20 protein-coding genes are annotated in these 23,287 nt (G+C 62.9%); 17 read left to right on the top strand and 3 right to left on the bottom strand.

Features of this window, described 5'->3' with window-relative positions:
- Positions 1-49: 49 nt before the first annotated feature.
- The 3 genes from rpsK (at position 50) to rplQ (ending at position 2,158) form a co-directional block, all read left to right on the top strand.
- Positions 50-439 carry a 30S ribosomal protein S11 gene (gene rpsK, locus VSX60_RS17740; protein ID WP_327625603.1) on the top strand — a complete coding sequence of 130 codons (390 nt, stop codon included), beginning with the start codon at positions 50-52 and terminating at the stop codon, positions 437-439.
- A gap of 118 nt (positions 440-557) precedes the next feature.
- A complete protein-coding gene (locus tag VSX60_RS17735) occupies positions 558-1,589 on the top strand; it encodes a DNA-directed RNA polymerase subunit alpha (RefSeq protein ID WP_327625602.1) in 1,032 nt (343 codons plus the stop codon).
- Positions 1,590-1,732: 143 nt separating this feature from the next.
- A complete protein-coding gene (gene rplQ / locus VSX60_RS17730) occupies positions 1,733-2,158 on the top strand; it encodes a 50S ribosomal protein L17 (RefSeq protein ID WP_327625601.1) in 426 nt (141 codons plus the stop codon).
- Between the two features lie 176 nt (positions 2,159-2,334).
- Here the strand turns inward: rplQ and VSX60_RS17725 are convergent, their stop codons facing one another.
- Entirely contained in the window at positions 2,335-4,170 is a 1,836-nt protein-coding gene (locus VSX60_RS17725) for a putative bifunctional diguanylate cyclase/phosphodiesterase (protein ID WP_327625600.1), read from the bottom strand.
- A gap of 178 nt (positions 4,171-4,348) precedes the next feature.
- Between VSX60_RS17725 and VSX60_RS17720 the strand changes: the two genes are divergently transcribed.
- The 13 genes from VSX60_RS17720 (at position 4,349) to lpxB (ending at position 17,750) form a co-directional block, all read left to right on the top strand.
- Entirely contained in the window at positions 4,349-5,368 is a 1,020-nt protein-coding gene (locus tag VSX60_RS17720; protein ID WP_327625599.1) for an SDR family oxidoreductase, read from the top strand.
- Positions 5,369-5,657: 289 nt separating this feature from the next.
- Positions 5,658-5,789, top strand: coding sequence for a hypothetical protein (locus VSX60_RS17715; RefSeq protein WP_327625598.1), 132 nt, complete (start codon positions 5,658-5,660; stop codon positions 5,787-5,789).
- A 576-nt stretch (positions 5,790-6,365) separates the two neighbouring features.
- On the top strand, positions 6,366-7,085 hold the full coding sequence (gene pyrH / locus VSX60_RS17710) for a UMP kinase (protein ID WP_327625597.1): 720 nt from the start codon (positions 6,366-6,368) through the stop codon (positions 7,083-7,085).
- A 41-nt stretch (positions 7,086-7,126) separates the two neighbouring features.
- Complete coding sequence (gene frr, locus VSX60_RS17705) at positions 7,127-7,684, top strand: ribosome recycling factor (RefSeq protein WP_327625596.1); 558 nt, start codon at positions 7,127-7,129, stop codon at positions 7,682-7,684.
- A gap of 95 nt (positions 7,685-7,779) precedes the next feature.
- On the top strand, positions 7,780-8,466 hold the full coding sequence (locus VSX60_RS17700; protein WP_442873119.1) for an isoprenyl transferase: 687 nt from the start codon (positions 7,780-7,782) through the stop codon (positions 8,464-8,466).
- Positions 8,467-8,470: 4 nt separating this feature from the next.
- On the top strand, positions 8,471-9,322 hold the full coding sequence (locus VSX60_RS17695; RefSeq protein ID WP_327625594.1) for a phosphatidate cytidylyltransferase: 852 nt from the start codon (positions 8,471-8,473) through the stop codon (positions 9,320-9,322).
- Between the two features lie 188 nt (positions 9,323-9,510).
- Positions 9,511-10,650 (top strand): RIP metalloprotease RseP, encoded by a 1,140-nt coding sequence (gene rseP, locus VSX60_RS17690; RefSeq protein WP_327625593.1) that lies wholly within the window; start codon positions 9,511-9,513, stop codon positions 10,648-10,650.
- 201 nt (positions 10,651-10,851) lie between these two features.
- Positions 10,852-13,311 carry an outer membrane protein assembly factor BamA gene (gene bamA / locus VSX60_RS17685; protein WP_327625592.1) on the top strand — a complete coding sequence of 820 codons (2,460 nt, stop codon included), beginning with the start codon at positions 10,852-10,854 and terminating at the stop codon, positions 13,309-13,311.
- A gap of 23 nt (positions 13,312-13,334) precedes the next feature.
- Positions 13,335-14,417: a UDP-3-O-(3-hydroxymyristoyl)glucosamine N-acyltransferase gene (lpxD, locus tag VSX60_RS17680; protein ID WP_327625590.1), complete on the top strand. Its 1,083-nt coding sequence runs from the start codon at positions 13,335-13,337 to the stop codon at positions 14,415-14,417.
- Positions 14,410-14,877 (top strand): 3-hydroxyacyl-ACP dehydratase FabZ, encoded by a 468-nt coding sequence (gene fabZ, locus VSX60_RS17675; RefSeq protein WP_327625589.1) that lies wholly within the window; start codon positions 14,410-14,412, stop codon positions 14,875-14,877. Before lpxD ends, fabZ begins: the two co-directional genes overlap by 8 nt.
- Positions 14,878-14,880: 3 nt before the next feature.
- Positions 14,881-15,687 (top strand): acyl-ACP--UDP-N-acetylglucosamine O-acyltransferase, encoded by an 807-nt coding sequence (lpxA, locus tag VSX60_RS17670; RefSeq protein WP_327625588.1) that lies wholly within the window; start codon positions 14,881-14,883, stop codon positions 15,685-15,687.
- A gap of 3 nt (positions 15,688-15,690) precedes the next feature.
- On the top strand, positions 15,691-16,578 hold the full coding sequence (locus tag VSX60_RS17665; protein ID WP_327625587.1) for an LpxI family protein: 888 nt from the start codon (positions 15,691-15,693) through the stop codon (positions 16,576-16,578).
- Positions 16,575-17,750 (top strand): lipid-A-disaccharide synthase, encoded by a 1,176-nt coding sequence (lpxB, locus tag VSX60_RS17660; protein ID WP_327625586.1) that lies wholly within the window; start codon positions 16,575-16,577, stop codon positions 17,748-17,750. The genes VSX60_RS17665 and lpxB overlap by 4 nt, the downstream gene beginning before the upstream one ends.
- 48 nt (positions 17,751-17,798) lie before the next feature.
- Here lpxB and gltA read toward each other — a convergent pair whose 3' ends face one another.
- Together gltA and gltX are read right to left on the bottom strand one after the other, a co-directional pair.
- Positions 17,799-19,091, bottom strand: a complete 1,293-nt coding sequence (gene gltA / locus VSX60_RS17655) for a citrate synthase (RefSeq protein WP_327625585.1) — start codon at positions 19,089-19,091, stop codon at positions 17,799-17,801.
- 151 nt (positions 19,092-19,242) lie between these two features.
- Positions 19,243-20,664, bottom strand: a complete 1,422-nt coding sequence (gene gltX, locus VSX60_RS17650) for a glutamate--tRNA ligase (RefSeq protein ID WP_327625584.1) — start codon at positions 20,662-20,664, stop codon at positions 19,243-19,245.
- A 113-nt stretch (positions 20,665-20,777) separates the two neighbouring features.
- Here gltX and VSX60_RS17645 point away from each other — a divergent pair, with 113 nt between their 5' ends.
- On the top strand, positions 20,778-23,183 hold the full coding sequence (locus VSX60_RS17645; RefSeq protein ID WP_327625583.1) for a ComEC/Rec2 family competence protein: 2,406 nt from the start codon (positions 20,778-20,780) through the stop codon (positions 23,181-23,183).
- Positions 23,184-23,287: the final 104 nt, after the last annotated feature.

Raw genomic sequence — 23,287 nt, 5'->3', positions numbered from 1 at the left:
TGTAGCCGCCGGCATTACGGCGGTGTGGATATCAAACAGGACTTATTAAATGGCCAAGGAAGCACAACGCGTTCGTCGCCGCGAGCGCAAGAATATCATTTCGGGCGTCGCCCATGTGAGTTCGACCTTCAACAACACGCTGATCACGATTACCGACGCGCAGGGCAATGCAATTGCCTGGTCGTCGGCTGGCGCACAGGGCTTCAAGGGCTCGCGCAAGTCGACGCCGTTCGCCGCCCAGGTTGCCGCGGAAGACGCTGCCAAGAAGGCGCAGGAGCACGGCATGCGGACCCTCGAGGTCGAGGTGTGCGGACCGGGTTCCGGGCGCGAGTCGGCCTTGCGCGCGCTTCAGGCAGCCGGCTTCACGATCACATCGATCCGGGACGTCACGCCGATCCCGCATAACGGCGTGCGTCCGCGCAAGAAGCGCCGCGTTTGATGCTTTCCGCCGCGTCCTTTCAGGGTGCGGCGTGCGGCCGACAGGAGGGGTTTCACCCTCCGTTATCAGACCTATCGCCACGATTGGATGGTGGCGAGGAAACTGAAAGGCATCCGTCATGATTGCTAGCAACTGGCAAGACCTTACCAAGCCCAACCAGGTGGTGTTCAAGAGCGGCGGCAGCCGTGTCAAGGCATCGCTGACGGCAGAGCCGCTTGAGCGCGGCTTCGGGCTTACCCTCGGCAACGCGCTGCGCCGCGTCCTGCTCTCGTCGCTGCAGGGAGCGGCGATCACCGCGGTCCAGATTGACGGCGTATTGCACGAGTTTTCGTCGATCCCGGGCGTGCGGGAGGATGTCACGGACATCGTCCTCAACATCAAGGAAATCTGCATCGGTATGCAGGGCGAGGGACCGAAGCGCATGGTCGTGCGCAAGCAGGGCCCTGGCGTCGTACGCGCTGGCGACATCCAGACGGTAGGCGATATCGAGGTTCTCAATCCCGAGCATGAGATCTGCACCCTCGACGAGGGTGCGGAAATCCGCATGGAATTTACGGTCAACACCGGCAAGGGTTATGTTCCTGCCGACCAGAACCGGGCGGAAGACGCGCCGATCGGCCTGATTCCGGTCGACTCGCTGTTTTCGCCGGTCAAGAAGGTGTCCTACAAGGTCGAGGCCACCCGCGAGGGGCAGGATCTCAACAAGGACAAGCTGACGATGCAGATCGAGACCGACGGCTCGATCACTGGTGAGGACGCGGTGGCCTATGCCGCGCGCATTCTCCAGGATCAGTTGTCTGTCTTCGTCAACTTCGAAGAGCCGCAGCGCGACCAGCGTGGCGCGGCTGGCGCCGCCGAAGAGCAGATGGCCGAGCTGGCCTTCAATCCGGCGCTGCTGAAGAAGGTCGACGAGCTGGAGCTTTCGGTGCGCTCGGCCAATTGCCTGAAGAACGACAACATCGTCTATATCGGCGATTTGATCCAGAAGACCGAAGCGGAGATGTTGCGGACACCGAATTTCGGCCGCAAGTCGCTGAACGAGATCAAGGAAGTGCTCGCCTCGATGGGGCTGCATCTCGGCATGGAAGTCACCGATTGGCCGCCGGAGAACATCGACGATCTCGCCAAGCGTTACGAAGACCAGTACTAGGACTACGCGCGCCCGGCCGCTGACGCGGCCGGGCGCCACTGCAATGAATCAAAGGAACGGCGGCCTGTCGCATCGACGGCAGGAACGCAAAGATCCCGACCTCCGGCGCCAAGGCGTCGGCATATTTCTCTGAGGAAAACCCCATGCGTCACGCCAAGCGCGGCCGGAAACTCAACCGTACCGCCAGTCACCGTAAAGCGATGTTCGCCAACATGTCGGCGTCGCTGATCATGCACGAGCAGATCGTCACAACCCTGCCGAAGGCAAAGGAACTGCGCCCGATCATCGAGAAGATGATTACGCTGGGCAAGCGCGGCGATCTTCATGCCCGTCGCCAGGCGCTGTCGAAGGTCCGCGACGGCTCCGTCATCGCCAAGCTGTTCGATACGCTGGCGACCCGCTATGCCGATCGCAACGGCGGCTATACCCGCGTTCTCAAGGCCGGTTTCCGCCGCGGCGACAACGCTCCGCTGGCGGTTATCGAGTTCGTCGACCGCGATCCCGAGGCTCGCGGCGCGATCGACCGTGAGCGGATCGAGGCCGAAGGCGAGCAGGAAGACGCCGCCTGATCCTCGGATCGACGCCATGACAGAATAACGAAGGGGCCCGCGTGGCCCCTTTTTCGTGCGTGACGTGGGCCGCATTTCGCGACTTGCCGATCAGGTTCTTCAAGCAGCAACGTATAGTCCTGTGACGCGAGTCCCGACGGCAAATGGCTTTGGCGGGTTGGGCCGTCGTTGTCATATCACGCCGGCGATTGACCCTGGTGGTCACGTTGTGCCCTCTGCTGCAAGAGAGCCGTCGTGCGTGCAGCGTCGGCGGGCCGAGCGAAATGGAACCCTTGCCCGAGGCGGCATCCGAGCTCCGAGAGCCGTTTCGCCTGAGCGGCACACTCGATTCCCTCGGCGACTGTCCTCATGCCCAGCTTAGCGGAGATATCGATCAGAGCTTCGACGATGACACGGCTGGGGGCGTCGGTCAGGAGGCGGTCGATGAAACTCTTGTCGATCTTGATGACGTCCACCGGGAAACTGAGAAGGTGGGTCAGCGAGGCGAAACCGGTGCCGAAGTCGTCGAGGGCGACAAGCATCCCCTTGTCTCTAAGACGTGTCACCGCTCTCGCGACATCGTGGTTAGGGCCGTCCATGAAAACCGTTTCGGTAACTTCCAAGACCAGATGCTGCAACGAAACCTGTTGGGCATCGAAGGCGGCGCAGATGGTTTGATCGAGGTTTCTGTGCCGAAAATCGGACATCGCGAGGTTCACGCCGACATGCTGGAAGGGGATGCCGTCGTCGAGCCACGTCCGGATATCGGCCGCGACCTGAGACAGCATTTGGTTGGTCAGTCGGTCGGCGACGTGGGGATCGGTGAACGCGTCCGCGAATTCGCCGGCAGACGCGATGCGGCCATCCTTGGTTCGCAGCCGCGCCAAGGCCTCGAGACCGACGATCTGCTCGGTGTCCAGCCGCACGATGGGCTGATAGTAAGTCACGATCCGGTGCTCGGTAAGGGCGAGGGCGATCTCGCGAATGGTTTCAGTTCGTCGCATGACCGAGGTTCGTAGCCCCGGTTCAAACGCCACGTAACCGCCTCGGTGGGTTTCCTTGGCATGCAAGAGGGCGAAATCGGCGTTCTGATGTAGGAGATCGGGGCTGTCCCCATCCATTTCTCGGACGACGCCGCCAATGGTCACCTGAGGTGCAATCGTGTTGCCGCGGCATTGAAACAGGTCGTGCATGGCGTCCAAAATGCGCGAAGCGAAATCGCGCAACTCGGCGTGATCGGCAATGTCGTCGGCGAGGACTGCAAACTCATCGCCGCCAATCCGGAAGGTCGAGGCCGAGATCGACGCCACCCGCTCCAATCGGGCTGCAACCTCTCGAAGGACTTGGTCGCCGACGACATGCCCCATTGTGTGATTGATCGTCTTGAGGTGTTCGATCTCGACGAGGAGCAGGGCGAAAGATCTGGACTCATCGGCCACCTTGCTCTCGATGACGGCATTGAAGCGGCGGCGGTTCTGCAGGTTCGTCAGTTGATCGTAACGTCTCAGCTGTTGATTTCTCTGCTGCAGGTGCCACCGATCGATTCCGATCCTCAAGAGACGAACGCAGGTTTCGGCGACCATCCGCTCCTGTCGGGATGGGCTGCGCTCGGTGTGAAAGTACATTGTGAAAAGAGCGACAAGCTGGCCCGTGGGCGCTTTGACAGCGCTTGACCATGATGCCGCCCAGCCGCTGGGCAACGCCAGCTCGGATGGGGGCCGCGGCCTGACGTTCGTCGTTTCCTCGGGATCGCGTGCCGGATTGCCGCCGGTGACGAACTCGGTTCGGTCTAACCAGTCGTCGGGTAGACGAGCAAGGAGGTCCCGATATTGTGTCGGAAGCGAGGGACCCGCATTCGAACGCAGGCGTTGTTTCTCGTTTACGGCTATGATCGAGCACGCAATGTCGGGTGTGAGCGCCTCAACCCGACGGCAGAGGAGAGTAAGGACTGCTTCGAACTCCCCGGCCGCAGCCATGGCGTCCAGAATTTCGATCTGTAGCCCATGCAAGGTCCAGCTCGGATCCGCGGTCATGAGAGGGGACACTCCTAAGTCAGTGAGGCATACTATTAGGTCGAATTTGTTGCAGTTCCTTCTTTTTCGCGGCGACAATTTTCCCGATTTCTCGAAGATCCGCATGTCGCTGCGTTTAGTTGTAATTTGAAACCATAATTTTTCGCAAGTTTTTTCACGGCTCCAAGGCGGAAAACGCATGTCCGATCTCGTGCTTCTCACCGGCATTTCCGGTTTCATTGCCAAGCAGGTCGCCCTGGAGTTGCTGGCGGCGGGCTATCGGGTGAGGGGGACCGTGCGCTCCGCTGGCAAGGCCGCGTTCGTCCGGGACACGCTGGAAAAGGCCGGAAGGGCTGTCGACCGGCTGGAATTCGTCGAGGCGGATCTGACCCAAGATAACGGCTGGGATGCCGCTGTGGCCGGATGCCGCTTCGTCGTGCATACGGCCTCGCCGTTTCCCGCGAGGCAATCCAAGGATAGATATGCGTTGGTGCCAATCGCCAGGGGCGGGACGCTCCGTGTCGTCGAGGCCGCTTCCAGGGCGGGCGTCGAGCGAATTGTTCTGACCTCCTCGGTGGCAGCGATCTATTACGGCCACGGCGCAAAGCGAGGGGCGCACTATTCGGAAGCGGACTGGTCCAATGTCGAAAGTTCGGACATTTCCGATTATGCGGTCTCGAAGACGGAAGCCGAAAGGGCGGCCTGGAAGGCCGTCGAGGCGGGCGGCCCGGAACTCGCCGTCGTCAACCCCGCCTTCGTACTCGGTCCGCTGCTCGATCGGGAGACGGGCACCTCGGCGGACCTGATTCGGACGATGCTCATGGGGCGGCTCCCGGCCGTGCCGGACATCACCTTCGGCATCGTCGATGTTCGCGACGTCGCCCGCGCTCATCTCCAGGCCATGACCGTACCCGATGCGGCGGGACGACGGTTCATTCTGTGCGGTGGCTCATTGTCGATGATGGAGATCGGTCAGGCGATCGCGCTCGCCGACCCGTCCGCCGGCAGCCGGATGCCCAAGCTGGTGCTGCCGGATTTTCTGGTGCGCACGATCGCCGTCTTCGCCGCACAAGCCCGCGCGGCCGTGCCCGAACTCGGGCGCCGGAAAACTCTCGCGACGAAGGCCGCCGAACAAACGCTCGGAATCGATTTCCGCCCACCGGGTGAGGCCATCGCCGCCATGGTTCGGAGCCTAAAGCAACTTGGCCTCGCGAGATGAAACGCCGGTTCGGAGGTGGGCAAATTCCGGTCGCAGTCATTAACCATGCGATGGCCGAATTTTGGAACTGTGGCGCAATTGCCATCGAAAGCCCCGCAAACCCGTGCGATAGGGGGGCCGGCCGCTATGCGGAAGAAAATTCGTCGAAACCGAGGCAACCAATCGCGGCTTGGAGACTTTTGTTTCCAAGACTGTGGGCAACCCACGCGAATGTAGCAAAATTTACGCGGAAGAAACTAGTTCGATGAATGATGCAATCACCATGAACAACTCCTCGGGACGGCCTTCCATGCGCAGAACCCTGCTGACGCTTCTGGGTGCGACTGCTGCCTTCGGTATTCTGACGGCCAGCTACGCCACCGCGGAACTTCCCGAGCAGGCCCCTGCGGCGACGGTTATCGGCACTGTGGATCTTCGCTAGAATTGCTCTTTTCGATGCTCTGAATTGATAAAAAGCGGCCTTGTCGAGGCCCACCAGAGTGCTGACAGACCCCGCTGATTTTCGGCGGGGTTTTTGTTTGAGCGGCGCAGTCTGTCCGGTTCGCAAGGCGGCGCCGGTTCGGTGTGTTAGCTCAGTTCATACGGGGCCGGCGTTGCGGTGAGCGCCATCGCGATCTTCTCCATGTTCTGGGCGGCGGCCGGGGGGAGGCACCAGCTGGAGACGCACCATGGAGCCGCCGCTCCTTCGAGACCGGCGAAGCGCCACCATCTCGATCGCTGATTGCTCGTGGGCCGGTTTCTTCAATACAGCCAAGTGCATCAAAAACCCCCGGCCAGTGCCAGGGGTTTGTCAGCGGTCTGGCGGGCGGCCGCTTCACAAGCGGGCGCCCTTATTGTATCGCATCCTCGAATTGGCGCGCCCGCATCACGGGCCGCCACGAAATCCATGAGCCTTGCCGGTCGGCGGCGAGGCGTCTCCCGTACTCGTTCCGGCGAGGCCCGGCGCGTCTTCATCGCTGCGCCTTCAGGTTCTCCGCGGACGCAAGCAAGGTGATCGATGACAACCGAAGTCCGGTATCGGCGGGTTCTTCTCAAGGTCTCCGGTGAAGCGCTGATGGGGTCACAAGGCTTTGGCATCGATGTCGCCGTGGCCGATCGCATCGCCGCCGACATCGCCGAAGCGCGCGCCTTAGGCGTCGAGATTTCCATCGTCATCGGCGGCGGTAACATTTTCCGTGGCGTTGCGGTGGCCTCCAAGGGCGGCGACCGGGTGACGGGCGACCACATGGGCATGCTCGGAACCGTCATAAATGCCCTGGCGCTCAGGACCTCGCTCATCAAGATGGGTGTCGAGACGATCGTCCTGTCCGCCATCGCCATGCCCGAAATTTGCGAAAGCTTCTCCCAGCGAACCGCGCTGGCGCATCAGGCTGCGGGCCGCGTGGTCATCTTCGCCGGCGGCACCGGCAATCCGTTCTTCACCACCGATTCCGCTGGCGCCCTGCGTGCCGCGGAAATGGGCGCGAACGCTTTGTTCAAGGCTACGCAAGTCGATGGTATCTACTCCGCCGACCCCAAGCACGACCCCGACGCCGTACGCTACGACCGGCTGACCCATGACGCCGTCCTGCAAAAAGGTCTGGCTGTCATGGACGTCGCCGCGGTTGCTCTGGCGCGCGAAAATCATATTCCGATCGTCGTCTTCTCCATCCACGAGAAAGGCGAATTCGCCAGGATTCTGTTGGGCGGCGGCCGCGCGACGATCGTCACGGACTGAGTTTCTTTTACGCCCGCATAGCCGAGAAAGAGGAAAGCAAGATGGCCGACATGGATTTCAACGAACTGCAGCGCCGCATGGACGGCGCCGTCGCCAGCTTGAAGAGCGATCTCGGCGGCCTTCGGACGGGTCGCGCTTCGCCGAGCCTGCTCGATCCGATCAGCGTCGAGGCTTACGGTTCGCAGATGCCGATCAATCAGGTGGCCAACATTTCCGTCCCCGAACCACGCATGATCAGTGTATCGGTGTGGGACAAGCAGATGGTCGGCAAGGTCGAGCGGGCGATCCGTGAGAGCAATCTCGGTCTCAACCCCGTCACCGACGGCACGACGCTCCGTATTCCGTTGCCGGAACTCAACGAGCAGCGGCGCAAGGAGTTGGTCAAGGTCGCCCATCAATATGCCGAAAGCGCCAAGGTTGCGGCCCGCCATGTACGTCGGGACGGCATGGAGGTGTTGAAGAAGATGGAAAAGGATGGCGATATCGGCCAGGACGAAAGCCGGCAGATGTCGGACCGGGTTCAGAAAATGACCGACGACATCATTTCCGATATCGACAAGGTGCTTTCCGGTAAGGAAGCCGAGATCATGCTGGTCTAAGCTCAAGCGATAACGCGCCGAACGACGGGCGCGCGGCGAACCCAACAGGGAAAGGCGGGATCACGGTGCGGCATCTCCAACACGTCGCCATTATCATGGACGGCAACGGCCGCTGGGCACATTCGCGCGGCTTGCCGCGCAGCATGGGCCATCGCCGCGGCGTCGAGGCGGTGCGCGAGGCTGTGCGCGCGGCTGGCGAACTCGGGATCCAGTATCTGACGCTGTTCGCCTTCTCGTCCGAAAACTGGCGCCGCCCACAGGATGAAGTCGCCGAGTTGATGGGATTGTTGAAGCATTTCATCCGCCGCGACCTTGCGGATCTCCACAAGGAAGGAGTCCGCGTGCGCGTCATCGGCGCGCGGGACAATTTGACGGACGACATCCGCGCACTGCTCGATGAGGCCGAGAGCTTGACCCGCGACAACCAGCGCCAGACGCTGGTTGTCGCTTTCAATTACGGGGCGCGGGACGAAGTGGCGCGCGCGATGCGGCGGATCGCCGAGAAGTTCGCGGCGGGAGAGGTGCCACTGGAAGCGCTCACGCCCGATTACCTTGACGCGCATCTCGATACCGCGGGCATCCCGGACCCCGATCTGATCATTCGCACCAGCGGCGAGATCAGATTGTCGAATTTCCTGCTCTGGCAGGCCGCCTATTCGGAGTTCGTGTTCCTGCCCTGCCTGTGGCCCGATTTCGACCGCAAAGCCTTCGAGGGTGCGATCGAGGAGTATTTCAGCCGCGATCGTCGCTACGGTGGCCTGTCCCGCGAAATCGCTTCCTGAGCTGATGGGGCTAGGGATTCGGCAATTTTTCGGCGCCGGAAGCTGGACCGACCTGCGGTCGCGGCTGATTTCGGCCGTCGTCCTCGGTCTCCTCGTCCTCGCTCTGACGATCATCGGTGGGTGGCCATTTCGGCTTTTGTGTTTCGCGACCGGGCTCATCGTGTTCGACGAGTGGTCGCGAATGACAAGGGCTCAGCGCGTCGGTCCGATCTTCAGCTTCGCGCGGCGCGCGCTGGTCGTGGCGCTGTTCGCCTTCGTTTTCCGGTTCTATCTCTTGGCACTGGTAGTCGTGATTCTGGCGGCTGCGTTTATCGCCTTTATCGATCGGAACGAGCGCAAGGCCGACTGGGTTCTCGGTGGTTTGCTGTATTCCGCCTTGGCGGCACTCGCGCCGGGCATGTTGCGCGGTGACGACAGTGCCGGGCTCGCCGCCCTTGGCTTTGTCATCGCGGTCGTGTGGTCCACCGACATCTTCGCCTATTTTACCGGCCGATCGATTGGTGGGCCGAAGCTTTTGCCGATGGTCTCACCCAAGAAGACAATGTCGGGTGCGGGCGGTGGACTTGTGGCCGGCAGCCTTTTCGGGGCGCTGTTCGCTCTGTCGATCGGTAGCGCGTTGAGCCCGTTCATCCTGGTCCTTGCCGCCGTTCTATCGGCGCTTGGCCAAGCGGGAGACCTTTACGAATCGTGGATCAAGCGGCGTTTCGGCGTCAAGGATTCCGGCCGGCTCATTCCTGGCCACGGGGGGCTGATGGATCGAATCGACGCGTTGATCGTAGCCATCGGCGCGGCTTGGCTGGTCGGCCTTCTGATCGCAGGCTTCGGCAATCCGGCCCACGGGATCTTCGCGCTCTGACAGATGACAGGCTACGGCATCGCCGCGTGTTCTTGAGGGCGATACGGGCTCGTATCGGGTCCTGAAGGATGCGCGAGGCTGAAATCTCGTACGCGGCCATCATTGCGACGCGATCATACGGGGCTTATGACAGTTGCATTGCGGTGGGCGGCTGCCCGCCCGCATGGATCAATCAAGAGGATGCCCTGATGGAATTCGCCGGAGGTTTGGCCGGTCTATGGAGCGGAGGACTCGTCTATGTCGTCCCGTTTCTGTTTGTCCTCACGATCATCGTCTTCTTCCATGAACTCGGCCACTATCTGGTCGGGCGCTGGTGCGGGATCAAAGCACTGGCCTTTTCGATCGGGTTTGGGCCGGAGCTCATCGGCTTCAATGACCGCCACGGAACCCGCTGGAAGCTCTCGGCGGTTCCGCTTGGCGGATATGTGAAGTTTTTGGGTGATGAGAACGCCGCCTCCGTGCCGGACCACGAGGCGCTGGCGAGTATGGACGAGGCTGAGCGAGCCGGGGCCTTTCCTGCCAAGAGCGTCGGCCGCCGGGCGGCAACGGTCGCCGCCGGTCCGATTGCCAATTTCATCCTCGCCATCGTTATTTTCGCCGGCGTGGCCTTCGTCAATGGTCGCGTCGTCGGCGATCCGGTCGTGGCCGACGTTCGTGCCGAATCGCCAGCCGCGGAAGCCGGGTTTCAGCCCGGCGATCGCGTCGTTTCGGCCGACGGAGAGCCGATACGCTATTTCTCCGATCTGCAACGCTATGTGTCGGCGCGTCCCGATACGCCGATTCTGATGGCCGTCGAGCGCCAAGGCGTAACGGTCGAGCTGACTGTTACGCCGAAGAGCGAGACCCAGACCGACGGATTCGGCAACAGCTTCACGGTGCCGGTGATCGGGCTGGTGGCGACCAATGACGGCTCGTCGTTCCGGCTAGAGCAGTTGTCCTTGTTGGAATCGCTTGGCTATGGCGTCTCCCAGACGTGGTACGTGACCGAGCGCACGGTCGATTTCATCGGTCAGGTTATCACCGGCCGCCAGAGCACCGATCAGATCGGCGGCCCGATTCGCATCGCCCAGGTCTCGAGCCAGGTTTCGACGATCGGGTTCGGTGCGCTGCTCAACCTGGCGGCGCTGCTGTCGGTGTCGATCGGGCTGCTGAATCTTCTACCGATTCCGATGCTGGACGGTGGCCATCTACTCTTTTACGCCTATGAGGCCGTTCGCGGCAGGCCGTTGAGCGAGCGGGTGCAGGAAATCGGGTTCCGAATCGGGCTCGCACTGGTAATGCTGCTTATGGTATTTGCATTTTGGAACGATATTTCCGGCTTGGTCTGAGAATGGCGAGTCGGGACGGGGGCCTGGGGTTGCAAAACATCAACTATCGCGGCGGTGTCCGTGGCTGCGTTGCAACGGGTTTCCAATTCCTCAATGGACTCGGTCCAGGTTGCTTGAATGAATTCCGAAAGCCGGTACAAGGCGTTGACGCGTGCTGTTCCCTTGGCGCTTCGACACAATGACAAGAAGGTGGTTGAACCCATGATGGCTGGAACGAAAATCTTACGCGCCGCTTCGGCGGTCGTCCTGTCCTCGACCGTTCTCGCCGCGACGACCTTGGGTGCTCAGCTTGCCGTCACCACGGCCGTCGAGGCGGCTGTGGTCAACCGCATCGAGGTGAGGGGGAACAGTCGGGTCGAGGCGGACACGGTTCGCAGCTTCACGCAGATCCGGCCCGGCCAGAACGTCAGCGAGGCCGAACAGGACGAGGTCCTTCGTCGCCTCTTTGCGACAGGATTGTTCTCCGACGTTCGCGTCAGCCAATCGGGTGGCACGCTCGTCGTCCAGGTCGACGAGAATCAGATCGTCAATCAGGTTCTTTTCCAGGGCAATTCCAAGATTAAGGACGAGCAGCTTATGGCTGCGGTTCAGACCCAGCCGCGCGGAGCCTATTCGTCCGCCACGGCGCAGGCGGACGTCGAGGCGATCAGCGGGGCTTACACTAGCATCGGTCGCAGCGATGCGGTGGTCAGCGTCAACACGCAGCAGGTCGGCGAGAACCGCGTCAACGTTATCTATAATATCCAGGAAGGCGACCGCACGAAGATCGCCTCGATCAGCATCGTCGGCAACAACGCCTTCAGCGACAGCCGCTTGAAGCAGACCATCGCCCTGCGCGAATCCGGGCTGCTCAGCTTCATCCAGCGCGACGACATTTATGATGAGGATCGTCTGCGCACCGACGAGGAGACGCTGCGGCGCTTCTATTTCAATCGGGGCTACGCCGACTTCCGTGTCATCTCGTCGGTGGCCGAGCTCGACGAAACCCAGAATTCCTACTTCATCACGATCACCGTGGACGAAGGGGAGCGTTACGCCTTCGGCAATGTGGCGATCGACAGCACCATCCCGGGAATCGATTCCGAGGCGCTCTACAGCGAACTGGAAACCCGTCCGGGCGAGGTCTACAGCGCCAAGGATGTCGAGGAGTCGCTGGTCAATCTGACGAACAGCATGGCCAACGCCGGCTTTGCCTTCGCCCAGGTCACACCGCGCGGCGACCGTGATTTCACCAATCGAACCATCGCGATCAATTACGTGATCGACCAAGGTCCGCGCGCCTATGTTGAGCGGCTCGAAATTCGCGGTAACACCAAGACCCGCGACTACGTGATCCGGCGCGAGTTCGACGTTTCCGAAGGCGATGCCTTCAACCAGGTCCTGATTCAGCGCGCCAAGCAGCGGCTGGAGGATTTGAAGTTCTTCGAGAAGGTTTCGATCTCGACGGCCCCCGGCGCGGAGCCGGATCGGGTGATCGTCATCGTCGATGTGGTGGAAAAGGCCACGGGCGAGCTCTCGCTCGGCGGTGGCTACACGACCGGCGGCGAGAATGCGGGGCCGGTTGCGGAAGTCGGCGTCACCGAGAGAAACTTCCTCGGTCGCGGCCAGTTCATCAAGGTATCCGCCGGGTTCGGAAAGGACACGCGGAACTACAGCCTGTCCTTCACCGAGCCGTATTTCCTGGGTCGACGCCTGGCGGCGGGATTCGATGTCTATCGTAGTGAGAGCACCTCGGGTGACTATGATTCGGTTCGGACCGGCGGCGACGTGCGCCTGGCGGCACCGATCACCGAGAACCTGACGGCGCAGATCGCCTACAACTTGAAGCAGGAAGAATTCGGCGACAACAACGGCTTCTCGATCCCTGACGCGGCCGGCGTCTCTCCGGGCACGGCCGGATATGTCACCACGCGCAGCACCTGCGCCGTTCCCAATCCGGTCGGCAATCAGTTCAACTTCGGCACGACGACGCCATCCACGGCCCCGAACTACACCAAGTCGCCGATCATCAATCAGGCGATCTGCGACAGCCCCTATCTCACGTCGTCGATTTCCTATTCGCTGACCTACAACACCCTTGATAATGCCGGCGACCCGCGTGAGGGTTTCTTCATCCAGGGCGGGCAGGAATTCGCAGGCATCGGCGGCGATGCGAATTTCATCAAGACTACCGGCAAGGCGACCTATTTCAAGCTTCTCAACGAAGAGTACGACGTCATCGGCCAGTTGAGCTCGGCGGGCGGAAACGTCTCCACCCTCGGCGGTGACGACCTGCGGGTCTTCGACAACTTCTTCAAGGGTCAGGACGTCGTCCGCGGCTTCGACTACAAGGGCATCGGCCCCCGCCAGAACGGCGTGTCGATCGGCGGCACGAACTACGCGAACGCGTCCGCCGAAGCGACCTTCCCATTACCGCTGATTTCTCGCGACTACGGGTTCCGTGGCGCGGTCTTTGCGGACGCGGGATCGCTCTGGGGGTCTGAGTTCGAGGGCGCTCCGGGCGTCATTGGAACAGACGCGGCGCTGAGGGCCTCCGCGGGTGTTGGACTGATCTGGGCGTCGCCGTTTGGCCCGCTTCGGGTCAACTATGCCCATCCGTTCGTCAAGGAAGACTTCGACGAACTGCAGGAGTTCTCCTTCGGGTTCTCGTCCCGCTTTTAATCGGAAGGGAATTGAGGTCGGCGATGTCGACCTCAATGCCGTTGTCGATGCCTGATTCAATTTTCTTTCCGCGTGGCAATGGCCTCGCTTTGGGCGAGCTTGCCGAGATGGCAGGGGCCGCGCTGGCCAACGGCGTGGATCCCGAGCGCACCGTCAGTGGCATTGCTCCGCTGACCGAGGCCGGCTCCGACGACCTCTCCTTCTTCGACAACGTGCGCTATGCGGACGACCTGGCGACAACCGCCGCTGCTTGCGTGGTCGTCGACCAAAAAAATCTCCGGCTGATTCCTCCTCAGGTTGGCGCGCTGATCGCCAAGGATGTCCAGAGCGCCTTCGCTGCGGCGGGGCAGGCTCTGTTTCCGCTCGCCGTCGCGCCGACGGCAGCCAGCGGCCAAAGTGGACTTTCGCCGCGCGCGGATATCCATCCGACTGCGCGGATCGAGGATGGCGTGACGGTCGAGTCCTTCGCGGTGATTGGACCGCACGTTGCCATTGGGCGCGATACGCTGGTGGGAGCGGGAGCGATTATCGGTGCCGGCTGCCGGATCGGCCGCTCCAGTCGGATCGGTCCCGGCGTCTGTGTGACTCACGCTTTGCTGGGTAATCGGGTGATACTCCACCCGGGCGTTCGTGTCGGCCAGGATGGGTTTGGCTACGCGGCTGGACCGGCGGGCTTGCGGAAATCGGTCCAGATCGGCCGAGTGATTATCCAGGATGACGTCGAGATCGGAGCCAATACCGCGGTCGATCGTGGAGCGATCCGTGACACGGTCATCGGCGAGGGGACGAAAATCGACAATCAGGTCCAAATCGGCCACAACGTCACGATCGGGCGTCATTGTGCGATTGTCGCGCAGGTCGCAATATCCGGCAGCACGACGATCGGGGATGGCGTCATGATTGGTGGTCAAACCGCGATCAACGGCCATTTGACGATCGGTGATGGCGCCCAGATCGCGGCGGTATCGTCGGTTGCCGGCGACGTCCCTGCGGGCGCCCGCTGGGGCGGGACGCCGGCCAAACCCGTCCGCGAATGGTTTCGCGAAATGACGCTTCTATCCGAACTTGCCAAGAAACGGCGTTCGCCAAGGAAAAACGATGAGTGACGAGTCGACGGTGCTAGGCAGCGCCGACATCCAGCAAATCCTTGAACTCCTGCCGCACCGCTACCCCTTTCTGATGGTGGACCGCATCATCGATATCGAGGGTGACATGCGGGCCGTCGGCATCAAGAACGTGACCGCGAACGAGCCGCATTTTCTCGGGCATTTCCCGTCGATGCCGGTGATGCCCGGCGTCCTCATCATCGAAGGCATGGCGCAGACCGCGGGCGCGATTTGTACCCGCGCAGCCGGCACCGGCACACCGCAGCTCGTCTATTTCATGACCATCGACAACGCCAAGTTCCGCAAACCCGTGGTTCCTGGCGATCGGCTCGAATATCACGTTACCCAGACGAAGAAGCGGGCCAACATCTGGAAGTTCGACTGCCTCGCCAAGGTGGATGGCGCCAAGGTCGCGGAGGCGAGGGTCAGCGCGATGCTGGTGCCGCGCGACGCGTCCTGAATCATGAGTTCCACGATGATTCATCCGACTGCCGTCATCGAAGACGGCGCCGAGATCGGCGATGGGTGTGAGATCGGGCCATTTTGCCACATCGGCCCACAGGTTAGGCTCGGCGCGAACAGCCGTCTGCGCTCGCATGTGGTCCTTTGGGGCAATACGGCCATCGGCGAGGGGGCGCAGATCTGGCCGTTCGCCTCGCTCGGCCATGCCCCTCAACATCTGAAGTACCGGGGCGAAGACACCCGTCTGGTGATCGGTCGCAATTGTCTCGTGCGCGAGCATGTGACGATGAACGCCGGGACGGTGCAGGGGCGCTCGGAAACGACGATCGGCGACGATTGCGCCTTCTTCACCGGTGCGCATGTGGCGCACGACTGCGTGCTCGGCCGCAATGTCACCTTGATCAACAATGTGATGCTGGCGGGCCATTGCACGATCGGCGAATTCGCCACGATCGCCGGCGGCTCGGGAATTCACCAGTTCACCAGAATCGGCCATCATGCCTATGTCGGCGGCCTAGCGGCGGTCGAGGGTGACGTCATTCCGTTCGGAATGGTGCTGGGCAATCGCGCCTATCTGTCCAGCCTCAATGTCATCGGCATGAAGCGCGCTGGCTTCAATCGGGAGGCGATCCGCAATGTGCGGCGGGCCTATCGCATGCTGTTTTCCTTCGATCTGACGTTCAAGGAGAACATGGACGAGGTACAGGCCGAGTTTCCGGACGATCCGCTCGTGCAGGATTTGCTTGGTTTTATCCGCGCCGGCGGCGACCGGGCCCTTTGTTTCCCCCGTAACACGCAGTCGGCATAGGCCGTGAGCCCGGATCACCCCGGCGAGGCTCTGGGGATCGTCGCCGGCGGCGGCTCGCTGCCCCGGATCGTCGCCGAGGCTGCTCGCGCCGCGGGCTGGCGGCCAGTCGTCGTGCGGATCGGTGACGGCATCGGCGACGACTGGAGCGGATTTGACGGCGGTGCATTTGCATGGGGCCGCACGGGCGACGCGATCGCCTGTATGACAACGAGCGGCGTTCGTCGTCTGGTCTATTGCGGAACCGTGTCCAAGCGACCGGATTTTCGCTCGCTGCTGCCAAGCGTCCGGACCTTGCTGCGGCTTCCCGCGGCGCTGCGGATCGTGCGCGGCGGCGACGACAGGCTGTTGCGGACTCTCACCCGCTATCTCGAGCGCGAAGGCTTTGAAATTCTGGCCGTTCAGGAAATCGCGCCACGCCTGTTGGCGCCGTCGGGTCCGCTGGGCCATAGGGCGCCACGAAGCGAAGAGGTTGCGGCCCTTTCGCTCGCCGTGCAGGCTGCCCGTCAGCTTGGGAAACTGGACATCGGCCAGGCGGTTGTCGCGTCGGACAATCGGGTGATTGCCCTGGAGGGAATCGAGGGAACCCGGGCGATGTTGGCGCGGGTGGCGGAGTTGAAAGCCGGCGGTAAAATCGGAAAGCGGGAGCTCTGTGCTCTGGTCAAGAGCGTCAAGCCGCAGCAGGATCAGCGTTTCGATCTACCCAGCATCGGTGTGGCGACGATCGAGGAGGCTGCCACGGCCGGAATTTCCGCCATTGGGGTTACCGCCGGGCGCAGCCTGATTCTGGGCCTCGACGACGTGATCGCGGCGGCCGATCGTCATGACATCGCGCTGGTCGGCCTGGCGGACGAGGCCGTGCCGGAGATCATCCCATCGGGAGAGCGCAATTGACGACCATCGGATTCGTCGTCGGAGAACCCTCGGGAGACCGGATCGGCGCTGATCTGATTCGCGCGCTCCGCAGCCAGACGGACGGCGAGTTGCACGTCGTCGGTCTCGGCGGCGAGGCGATGCAGGCGGAGGGGCTGACGAGCCTGTTCGACATCCATGAGCTGTCGATCATCGGCATCGGGGCGATCGTCGCGCGACTGCCGCAGCTGCTGCGCCGGGTATCGCAGACGGCGGATTTCATCGTCGACGCCAAGCCGGATGCATTGGTGATCATCGACAGCCCGACCTTTTCACATCGCGTCGCCAGGCGGGTGAGGGCGCGGCTGCCGCAAATGCCGATCGTCAATTATATCCCACCGACGGTGTGGGCTTGGCGGGAAGGGCGAGCCGCCGCCATGCGCCCCTATGTCGACCACGCGATCTGTGCCTTGCCGTTCGAACCCGAGACGCTGCGCCGGCTGGGTGGGCCGCCCGCGAGCTATGTCGGTCATCCGTTGATGACGACGCCCGCGCTGCGACAAATGATCGAGGAAGTGAACCGGCCTGCCGCCGATCGGGCACCGAGCAGCCCGCCGACGCTTCTGATCCTTCCCGGCTCGCGCCGGGGCGAGATCAACCGGTTGATCGACGATTTCGGCGCGACCTTCCAGCAATTGCTCACGAGGATGCCGGGACTGACCGCAATCATCCCGACGCTGGAGCGCCACCGGCCAATCATCGAGGCAAAGATCGCCAATTGGGAAAACAAACCGGTGATCGTAACTGGCGAGGCGGAAAAATGGGCGGCCTTCGCCAAGGCCGATGCCGCGATCGCAGCATCCGGGACCGTTTCGCTGGAATTGGCGCTGGCGGATGTCCCGATGGCTTTGGCCTACCGCCTCGACCCGATCGGTTATCGGTTCCGCCATCTGATTTCAGCCTGGACCGCCGCGCTGCCGAATTTCATCGCGGGTCATCCGCTGGTTCCCGAGCACTTCCACGAATTCGTGCGCCCGGAGATGCTGGCGCGCCGTCTTCAGCGCCTGTTGACCGATACGCCTGAACGGCGGGCGCAACTCGCCGGCTTCGCCGAGATACGCGACGCGATGGCCATCGATCGTCCGCCTGGGGAGGCCGCTGCCGACATCGTGCTTGATCTCCTGCGGCAAGGCCGTCCGACCAAGCCGGAATAGAAACGGGCGCCGAGGCGCCCGTTATCGTTTGCGATGGGAATGCCGGTATCAGCTGCGCTGGTCGACCGCCACATAGTCGCGCATCGTGGCGCCGGTGTAGAGCTGCCGCGGACGGCCGATGCGCTGATGCGGATCCTCGATCATCTCTTTCCACTGGGCGATCCAGCCGACGGTCCGGGCCACGGCGAAAAGCACCGTGAACATCGTCGTCGGGAAGCCGAGCGCCTTCAGCGTGATGCCGGAATAGAAGTCGACATTCGGATAGAGCTTCTTCTCGATGAAATACTCGTCGGTGAGCGCGATCCGCTCGAGTTCCATCGCGACCTCGAGCAGCGGGTCGTCCTTGATGCCGAGTTCGTCGAGAACCTCGTGACAGGTCTTCTGCATGATCTTGGCGCGCGGATCGTAGTTCTTGTAGACCCGGTGACCGAAGCCCATCAGGCGGAACGGATCGTCCTTGTCCTTGGCGCGGGCGATGAACTCGGGGATGCGGTCCTTGGTGCCGATCTCCATCAGCATGTTCAGCGCCGCCTCGTTGGCACCGCCATGGGCAGGCCCCCAAAGGCACGCCACGCCGGCCGCGATGCAGGCGAAGGGATTGGCGCCCGACGAACCGGCGAGCCGCACGGTCGAGGTCGATGCGTTCTGCTCATGGTCCGCATGGAGGATGAAAATCCGGTCCATCGCCTTCGCGAGCACAGGATTGATCTGATACGTCTCGCAGGGAACCGCGAAGCACATGTGCAGGAAGTTTTCGGCGTAGGCGAGGTCGTTGCGCGGATAAACGAACGGCTGGCCGATATGGTATTTGTAGGCCATCGCCGCGATCGTGGGCATCTTGGCGATCATTCGCAGGCTCGCCACCATCCGCTGGTGCGGATCGGCGATATCCGTGGAGTCGTGGTAGAAAGCCGACATGGCGCCGACCGAGCCGACCATGACGGCCATCGGATGAGCGTCGCGGCGAAAGCCGGTGTAAAAGCGGCTCATCTGCTCGTGGACCATCGTATGCCGCGTCACGCGGTATTCGAAATCCTCCTTCTCACGCGCCGTCGGCAGTTCGCCATACAGCAGAAGATAGCAGGTCTCCAGAAAATCGCCCCTCTCGGCGAGCTGGTCGATCGGGTAGCCGCGATGCAGCAGCACGCCCTCGTCGCCATCGATGTAGGTGATTTTGGATTCACAGGACGCCGTCGACGAAAAACCCGGATCGTAGGTGAACAGACCGGTCTGCTTGTAGAGCGTCGTGATATCCACGACGTCCGGGCCGATAGTGCCACTGTGCAGGTCCAGCCCCGCCTCCTTTGTGCCCAATGTGAGCTTCGCCGACTGTTCTGCCATGCGTTTTCCCTTCAATGGTTGCCACGGCGGTTGAGACCTATCGCAGCGCACACGTTTTACTCAGATGATTGCCTACTCCAAAGCCACCGGAGCGACAAGTTCCGGCGCCAAATCCATATTGCGTTGCGAAGTCCGGACGATGGGGACTGGCTCAGCCAGCCTGATCGCCCAGCCGCGCCAGCGACTCGTCCCGGCCGAGCACCTCCAGAACATCGAAGACGCCCGGCGAGGTCGTGCGTCCCGTCAGCGCGGCACGCAGCGGCTGCGCGGCTTTCCCGAGTTTCAAGCCGTTTGCCTCGGCATAAGCGCGGACAAGCGTTTCAAGCTCGCCGGCCGACCAGGTCGATACCGCCGCAAATTGCGGCAGCAACGCCGCGATGATGGGACGACCGCCATCGGCGAGAATCGCCTCGGCCTTCTCCTCCAGATCGAGCGGGCGATCCGCGTACAGATAGCTCGTGCTCTCGGCCAGTTCGACCAACGTCTTGGCCCGGCCCTTCAGGCCCGGCATCGCGGCGGTCAGTTTGGCGCGCACCTCATCGTCCGTCCGCGCCTTGAGAATCGCTCCATTCGGCAAGACATCGCGCTCGCCCATCAGCGTCTCGACCAAGACGGCATCGTCGCTCTGGCGGATCCAGTGGCCATTGATCGCCTCCAGCTTGGCGAAATCGAAGCGCGCCGCCCCTTTGTTGATGTCGTCGATGCCGAACCAGGCGATCATGTCCTCGGTCGAGATGATCTCGTCGTCGCCATGGCTCCAGCCGAGCCGCACCAGATAGTTTCTGAGCGCCACCGGCAGATAGCCCATGGCCCGGTAGGCCTCGATGCCGAGCGCGCCATGCCGCTTCGACAGCTTGGCCCCGTCCGGCCCGTGGATAAGCGGGATATGCGCCATCACCGGCACATCCCAGCCCATGGCTTTGTAGATCAGCGTCTGGCGCCCGGCATTGGTCAGGTGATCGTCGCCGCGAATGACGTGAGTAACGCCCATGTCGTAATCGTCGACGACGACGGCCAGCATGTAGGTCGGGTTTCCGTCCGAGCGCAGCAGCACGAAATCGTCGAGATCCTTGTTGGGAAACCGCACGTCTCCCTGGACGCGATCATGGACCACCGTTTCGCCCTCCAGCGGAGCGCGCAGCCGGATCACCGGCTTGACGTCGGCGGGCGCCTCGGAAGGGTCACGGTCGCGCCAGCGCCCATCATAGCGCGGCGGACGCTTCTCGGCCCGGGCCTTCTCGCGCATCTCCGTGAGCTCGGCCTGGCTGGCGTAACAGCGATAGGCCGCGCCCCTGGACAGCAATTCCTCGACCACCTCACGATGGCGCTGCGCGCGCGCGAACTGGGAGACCGGGGGCTCGTCCGCCGACAGTCCCATCCAGGCGAGACCTTCGATGATCGCCTGAACTGCTGGCTCGGTCGAGCGTTCGCGGTCGGTGTCCTCGATACGCAGCAGCATCTTGCCGCCGGTCGCGCGGGCATAAAGCCAGTTGAACAGCGCCGTCCTCGCGCCACCGATATGCAGGAAGCCGGTCGGTGAGGGGGCAAAGCGGGTCACGACGGTATCCGTCATGGAGTCTCCGATCGAAAAGTCAGGGCGAATTGCGCGATCGTGGCCGATCGCTTTCGCGTGCCGGCTGTGTAGCATAGGCGAGAGGAGAGACAAGGCGACGGGACCCGGAGCCGATGGACACAGCCGCCGATCGCAACGACAGCGCGAACGAGCAAAAGGGACAGCGTGCCCGAGCCGGCGGCTCTAGAGCCTGGCGCGGGTTCCGGCCGCCGCCGCGCCCCGAATGGGGAGCGATCACCGCCGGCTGGCTGACCGCCCAATTGGAGGCCGAGACCCGCCACCGCTCCGGCTTCCATCTGATTGCGATCGGCCTGATGGTCGGGGTGGCGGTCGTTTACGGCATCGGATGGCGCCCTGGCCTGGCGGTCGCCGCCATCGCTTCCACCGTGTTGCTGGCGCTGGCCTTCCTCGTTCCGGAGCGGCCGGTGCTTTGCCCATCGCTGGTATGCGCCGGCTTCGTCCTTGCCGGCGCCGTCTTGGCGATGACCGAGATCGAACGCACGGACACGACGTTGTTCTCGGGCGAGGCGACGGTGCGGATCGCCGGCACCGTGGTATCGCGTGAGCGCACCGACAACGGCCGATATCGATACGTGATCGATATCGCCTCGACCGACCGACCGGTCCTTTCGCGCCCGCCGGAACGGGTGCGGATCGTCGTTGGCAGCCGCCACGCCCCGATTCCACCGGGCGGCGACTTCCGCGGTCTCGCCCGACTTCGGCCGCCGTCGGGTCCGGCTTTTCCGGGCTCCCATGATTTCGCCTTTGCGCCGTTCTTCAACGGCATCGGCGCCTACGGTTACTCCTTGGGAGCACCGGAACCGCCCGCATCCGACATCTTCGGCAGCGCGGCGCGAAAAGGTCTCGGTGCGTGGCTTCGACAACGCCAGACGGCGACGCGTCTGGCCATGACCGAACGCATCAGCCAGATCATCGGCGGAGCCGAGGGCGGCATTGCCGCCGCGCTCGTCACGGGCGAACGGACCGGCATTCCGGACGAGGCGGAGGAGTGGCTGCGCGGAACCGGGCTCGCCCACGTACTGTCGATTTCCGGTCTGCACATGGCGATCGTCGCCGGATTCGCCATGCTTCTGGTCCGCTCGGTGCTTTCGCTGATTCCAGTGATCGCCTTGCGGTTCCCAATCAAGAAGATCGCCGCCGTCGCCGCGCTTGTCGTCGCCGCCTTCTATCTCGCTCTGTCCGGCGCTAATATCGCGACGCAGCGCGCCTTCATCATGCTTGCCATCATGCTGACGGCGGTCCTGCTCGATCGCCCGGCCCTGACACTTCGTAACGTGTCGATCGCGGCCATCGTGGTGATTGCGCTGACGCCGCACGCGGTGATGACTGCCAGCTTCCAGATGAGCTTTGCCGCGACGGTCGCGCTGATCGGCGGATATGCGGCTCTTTCGCGGCGCCGGGCGCGATCGCCGGTACCGCCCGGAAGCCGTGGTTGGGGGCATCGCATCCTGTTGGCGTTTGCGGCAATCGCGATGACCTCGCTCATCGCCGGAACGGCCACCGCGCCCTATGCGGCCTACCATTTCCACCGCCTGGCGACGTTCGGCCTCGTCGCCAACGTTTTGACCATGCCGCTGTTCACCCTCTGGATCATGCCGCTGGCGTTGATCGGCTCGCTGGCGATGCCCTTCGGTCTCGATGCCTGGGCGTTCCAGGCGATGGGGTACGGCATCGGCCTCGTCCTTCAGATCGCGCGGTTCGTCTATGAGCGCTTGCCGGATCAGGCGATCGGCCTGACCACGGCCACGGGTCTCGTTCTCCTGACGGCGGCCATCCTGGCGGCATCGTGCTTCGCGAGCCGCCTACGCTATGTGGCAATTCCGCTGGCCCTCGCCGGACTGGCGGCGGCACCGGATCGCGTCGCGCCGCCTGAGCTGCTCATATTCGAGGATGGCAAGGAGGTGGCGCTGGTTGCTGAGGACGGGCAACTCGCCTTTCTGCGCGAACGCCCGAACGATTTCATCGCCGCGCAATGGGAGCGAGCGTTCGAGGCGCGTGGGAGACCGTCGGCCGACCGGGAACCACGCCGGCGCATTTCGGCCGACTGTGACGAAGCGCTTTGCCGCTTCGAGACCCGCGATGGGTTGAAGGTTGTCTGGACGGACGATTACGAGAAGACCGGCGTCGCCTGCGATAGCGGTGACGTCGCGATCGTCGCCCGTGCGATCCGCCTGTCCGCCTGCCGCTCGGGCGCCATCCTGGTCACACTTCGGACCCTCCGGCGGACCGGCTCGCTGGCGATACGGCGCGACGCTCTGTCCGGTCGACCGATCGTCGATCGCGCTATCGCGGACCCACCGGCTGAATGGAATCGCCATCGCCTGGCGCCTTGGCCGGAATATTGGCGGAAACCGGCGGTGGAGACGCCTGCGACGGCAGCCCGGCGGCAAGACGAGGCGGTCGAGACCGTCAACGACGCGGCGAGCAGCACGGCGGCCAACCCGACGGTGGGGCTTCGGGAGAATCCGCGGCCCAAGGCGGCAGGGGAGCCGAACTAGAGCGTCAGGCGATTAATCTGCAACATAGCCAGCGGCCTTGAGGTAGTTCCAACATTCTTCGGGCTCGAACAGGTCGCAGATGTTGCCGACTGCACGCCAGAGAT

The organism is Aurantimonas sp. A3-2-R12 (genome assembly GCF_036016755.1).
GTDB lineage: Bacteria > Pseudomonadota > Alphaproteobacteria > Rhizobiales > Rhizobiaceae > Aurantimonas > Aurantimonas coralicida_A.
Note: the sequence above shows the minus strand (reverse complement) of the source record. Positions and strands in the feature narration are given on the sequence as shown.

Bases quoted from the DNA above. Each gene is read 5' to 3' on its own strand.
- VSX60_RS17645 (WP_327625583.1), top strand. From the start codon at position 20,778: ATGGACACAGCCGCCGATCGCAACGACAGCGCGAACGAGCAAAAGGGA.
- VSX60_RS17735 (WP_327625602.1), top strand. From the start codon at position 558: ATGATTGCTAGCAACTGGCAAGACCTTACCAAGCCCAACCAGGTGGTG.
- pyrH (WP_327625597.1), top strand. From the start codon at position 6,366: ATGACAACCGAAGTCCGGTATCGGCGGGTTCTTCTCAAGGTCTCCGGT.
- gltA (WP_327625585.1), bottom strand. From the start codon at position 19,091: ATGGCAGAACAGTCGGCGAAGCTCACATTGGGCACAAAGGAGGCGGGG.
- rseP (WP_327625593.1), top strand. From the start codon at position 9,511: ATGGAATTCGCCGGAGGTTTGGCCGGTCTATGGAGCGGAGGACTCGTC.
- rplQ (WP_327625601.1), top strand. From the start codon at position 1,733: ATGCGTCACGCCAAGCGCGGCCGGAAACTCAACCGTACCGCCAGTCAC.
- VSX60_RS17715 (WP_327625598.1), top strand. From the start codon at position 5,658: ATGCGCAGAACCCTGCTGACGCTTCTGGGTGCGACTGCTGCCTTCGGT.
- VSX60_RS17700 (WP_442873119.1), top strand. From the start codon at position 7,780: ATGGACGGCAACGGCCGCTGGGCACATTCGCGCGGCTTGCCGCGCAGC.
- frr (WP_327625596.1), top strand. From the start codon at position 7,127: ATGGCCGACATGGATTTCAACGAACTGCAGCGCCGCATGGACGGCGCC.
- gltX (WP_327625584.1), bottom strand. From the start codon at position 20,664: ATGACGGATACCGTCGTGACCCGCTTTGCCCCCTCACCGACCGGCTTC.
- lpxA (WP_327625588.1), top strand. From the start codon at position 14,881: ATGAGTTCCACGATGATTCATCCGACTGCCGTCATCGAAGACGGCGCC.
- VSX60_RS17725 (WP_327625600.1), bottom strand. From the start codon at position 4,170: ATGACCGCGGATCCGAGCTGGACCTTGCATGGGCTACAGATCGAAATT.
- bamA (WP_327625592.1), top strand. From the start codon at position 10,852: ATGATGGCTGGAACGAAAATCTTACGCGCCGCTTCGGCGGTCGTCCTG.
- rpsK (WP_327625603.1), top strand. From the start codon at position 50: ATGGCCAAGGAAGCACAACGCGTTCGTCGCCGCGAGCGCAAGAATATC.
- VSX60_RS17695 (WP_327625594.1), top strand. From the start codon at position 8,471: ATGGGGCTAGGGATTCGGCAATTTTTCGGCGCCGGAAGCTGGACCGAC.
- lpxD (WP_327625590.1), top strand. From the start codon at position 13,335: ATGTCGACCTCAATGCCGTTGTCGATGCCTGATTCAATTTTCTTTCCG.
- VSX60_RS17720 (WP_327625599.1), top strand. From the start codon at position 4,349: ATGTCCGATCTCGTGCTTCTCACCGGCATTTCCGGTTTCATTGCCAAG.
- fabZ (WP_327625589.1), top strand. From the start codon at position 14,410: ATGAGTGACGAGTCGACGGTGCTAGGCAGCGCCGACATCCAGCAAATC.